The organism is Clostridium sp., from assembly GCF_032552055.1.
Taxonomy (GTDB): Bacteria; Bacillota; Clostridia; order Clostridiales; family Clostridiaceae; genus Clostridium.
The window spans coordinates 1-2,284 of sequence record NZ_JAWGSV010000361.1 but is presented as its reverse complement, the minus strand read 5'-3'; the positions used below and the strand labels follow the sequence as shown (position 1 = coordinate 2,284).

Sequence of the window (2,284 nt, the reverse complement as noted above, 5' to 3'; positions counted from 1 at the left end):
CTACTAATAAATTCATAATTCTTATATTAAAATAATTTATATAATTAGGTTGTCTTTGTTATTTTTCAGCCAAGTATAATACTTATCTTTACATTCTGTCGAACAAAATTTATTATTACTCCAATAATCTATATAATTAGTTTTTTTATTACATATACTACAATTAAGTGTATTCTCGCTTTTAATTAAATTATATTTCCCCATGTTTTCTTTATTGAATCTCATTTTTAAAGCCCCCATATAAAAATTTTTATTTATATTCTATCACTTTATTTTGATCTTAGTAATAATTTATAGAAATTTTCTATTAAATTTATAGTTTCTTTTTATATATTATTGTTTATCCATTGTTAGTTTGATAGTTAAATTATTGACATATTTATTTAACTAATATATATTTATGCTAACGTTAAATAATTATATTTCACTAATACAATATCAAACACTTAATTTAAATATTACATATATTGGGAGATATTTTTATGAAGTTTAATTTTACAACTGGAAAAAGCGAATCAACTAAATTAGCTATAAAAATGGCTATTTCTCTTATATTAGCTGTAGTAGTTGGCACGCTTTTTATGTTATTAAGGGAAACATTAATTAATAATGATAAAGCCTCTATATGGAATTTTATCAATAATTTATTGTTCCAAGATATATCTACTGAAGAAGGAAAAAATTCTATAGGTATTTTTTATATATTAGGTCAGTTATTTATTAATTGTCTTCAATTAATAATAATTCCAATGGTATTTTCATCAATAGCTCTTTCTATGTGTCATATTAGTGATACAAAGAAGTTAGGAAGAATATCTTCAAAAACATTATTAGGTTTTTTAGGTACTTCCATATATTCTTTAATAATAGCATGTTTATTTGGATTTATAGCTTATAAATTCGGAGTATTTAGTGTAAATATTAATGCAGATATAACTTCATCTGTTACTACTAGCATTAGCAATAATCCATTATTAGTTATTATAAATATGATACCAAACAATATTTCATCTACTTTATCAGATAATAGTATGGTATTAGCAATAGTATTCTTAGCTATCATTGTTGGTTTATGTATTAATTCCGTTGGTGATAAAATATTAGTTTTAAAGAACTTACTTATAGATATTAATAATATTATTTCAGTTTTTTTAAATTTTATTATATCTAAATTTAGTCCAATTGCTGTATTTGTATTGATAACTAGAACCTTTGCCATCTATGGAATAAACCAACTTAAACCAGCTTTAATGTATATGGCCATAGTTTCAATATCTTCAATATTTGTTTTTCTTACATGTTATCCTTTATTCATATATTCATTTACTAAATTGAGTCCAATGATATTTATAAAAAAATTTGCAAAAGTTGCTTTACTAGGATTTTCTGCTGCCTCTTCTTCCGCCGCATTATCATTAAATGAAAAAACTACTGTTGAAGAGCTAGGTGCAAATAAGGATATAGCTTCTTTTGTACTCCCATTAGGAATGACTATAAATATGAATGGAACTGCAATTATGCAAGTTATAGGGACTATTTTTATTGCTGCTTCTTCAGGATATGACTTAGATTTTCATAATATATTATTAATAGCAGTTTTTGCGCTTATAGCATCCATTGGTACTCCTTCTGCACCTGGTTCATCAGCTATAATCCTATTTACAGTATTAACTGGCATGGGTTTTAATAATAATGCAACTCTAGTTGCTTATTCTTTGATTCTTGCCATAAACCGTCCAATGGATATGTTAGTAACTTGTTTAAATGTTGCTGGTGATTCTGCAACTGCTATAGTTGTTTCAAATTCTGAAGGATGTTTAAATAAAGATATATATATGAACTAGAATATTACATATAAATTTTATGAAGCTATCGCATAGTTAAATGCATAGCTTTTTATTTAATCTTTTCGCTACTAAATTTATTATTTATATGCATAAAAAAACACAGCTATAAAGCTATGTTTTTTTAATCTAATATTTAATTGAACATTCTTTAAGAATTTCGTCTATATTTTCCGCACTTTCATTTAATATGTTAATAGTTCTTATCATTTCATCTGCTAAATATTTGCTACTAGCACTAACTACTCCTACTTTTTTGGGACTTTTAATATACTCTAAAAGAAACATTTATTTCTAAACCCATAAGCACTTACAATTTTAAGTTACGAATCACAATTAAAAATGAAAAGTTAAAAATTATGGTAGTATTTCTGAATGAAATACTACCATTTATATTAATATATTTTTAATTTTTTATAATTTTTTTATGTATTTTAATC

At 24.0% G+C, this 2,284-nt stretch carries 2 protein-coding genes; one reads left to right on the top strand and one right to left on the bottom strand.

Going from position 1 to position 2,284, the window contains the following annotated elements; translation table 11 throughout:
* Window positions 1–482 precede the first annotated feature (482 nt).
* Window positions 483–1,844 (top strand): dicarboxylate/amino acid:cation symporter, encoded by a 1,362-nt coding sequence (locus tag E6248_RS15515; protein WP_316341670.1) that lies wholly within the window; start codon window positions 483–485, stop codon window positions 1,842–1,844.
* A gap of 129 nt (window positions 1,845–1,973) precedes the next feature.
* Here E6248_RS15515 and E6248_RS15510 read toward each other — a convergent pair whose 3' ends face one another.
* Window positions 1,974–2,132: a hypothetical protein gene (locus E6248_RS15510; RefSeq protein ID WP_316341669.1), complete on the bottom strand. Its 159-nt coding sequence runs from the start codon at window positions 2,130–2,132 to the stop codon at window positions 1,974–1,976.
* Window positions 2,133–2,284: the final 152 nt, after the last annotated feature.

Coding starts and splice junctions, on each gene's coding strand:
- E6248_RS15515 (WP_316341670.1), top strand. CDS start 483: ATGAAGTTTAATTTTACAACTGGAAAAAGCGAATCAACTAAATTAGCT.
- E6248_RS15510 (WP_316341669.1), bottom strand. CDS start 2,132: ATGTTTCTTTTAGAGTATATTAAAAGTCCCAAAAAAGTAGGAGTAGTT.